The sequence below is a fragment of the Streptomyces sp. WG7 genome (genome assembly GCF_049975785.1).
GTDB lineage: Bacteria > Actinomycetota > Actinomycetes > Streptomycetales > Streptomycetaceae > Streptomyces.
On sequence record NZ_JBNGGE010000154.1, the window covers coordinates 1 to 1,109 of the forward strand.

At 70.5% G+C, this 1,109-nt stretch carries 1 protein-coding gene; it reads left to right on the forward strand.

The features are described from left to right. Positions 1-1,109, forward strand: a 1,109-nt coding sequence (locus ACP4J0_RS38480) for a methyltransferase (protein ID WP_426604096.1), incomplete at both ends; no start/stop codon positions are given.

Consider the following 1,109-nt stretch of genomic DNA (forward strand, 5'->3'; position numbering starts at 1 on the left):
AGCCGGGTGTCTCCCGGGCCGTGGTCGTCGCCCGCCCGCACCACGACGACACCCGCCTCGTCGCCTACATCGTCCCCTCGGCAGTGGGGGCGGAAGGCACGACCGCTGAGCAGGTCGACGAATGGCGGGAGATCTACGACTCGGTGTACGGCGAGACCGAGTCGGACGTGCTGGGGGAGGGCTTCGAGGGGTGGAACAGCTCTTACTCGGGGGAGCCGATCCCGTTGGACGAGATGCGGGAATGGCGCCATGCGGTCGTGGAACGCATCCGTCGCTTCGGACCCCGCCGGGTGTTGGAGATCGGTGTCGGTTCGGGGTTGTTGATGGGGCATGTGGCGGCGGGGGTGGAGTCGTACTGGGCGACGGACTTCTCGTCGTCGGTGGTGGAGCGGTTGCGTGGTCAGGTGGCGGGGCTGGGCTGGGACCACGTGGTGGTGCGCTGCCAGGCCGCCGATGATGTTTCCGGGCTTCCTGCCGGGGAGTTCGACACGGTGGTCATCAACTCCGTCGTGCAGTACTTCCCGGGCTGGGAGTATCTGGAGCGGGTGTTGGACCAGGCGTTCGGGCTGTTGGCCGAGGGGGGCCGTCTGATCGTCGGAGACGTGCGGCACCGGGGCCTGCTGCGGGCGTTCCAGACGGCGGTACAGGCTCGTCAGCCGGGTGTCGGGGACACGGCCCGGTTGCGTGCGGCGGTGGAGCAGGCCGTGGTGACGGAGAAGGAGTTGCTGCTGGATCCCGGTTTCTTCGCCGCCTGGGCGGCCGGGCGGCCGGAAGCGGTGGGCGTGGATGTGCGGTGGAAGCGGGGCGCGGCCCGCAACGAGCTGACGCGGCACCGCTACGACGTGGTCCTGCACAAGGCTCCTTCGCAGCCGCTTTCTCTCGCTCGGACACCCGTCATGGTGTGGGGGCGGGACGTCGAGGCGCTGGAGGCGTTGGGTGATGTGGTGCTGCCGGTCCGTGTGTCCGGGGTGCCGAACGCCCGGCTGACCGGGGAGGTCGAGGCGGCCCGCGCGGTGGCCGCCGACGAGCCCATCGAGCGCGTCCGTGAGCTTCTGGACGGGGAGAGCGGGCTGGATCCGGAAGAGGTGTGCCGCTGGGCGCGGGCACGG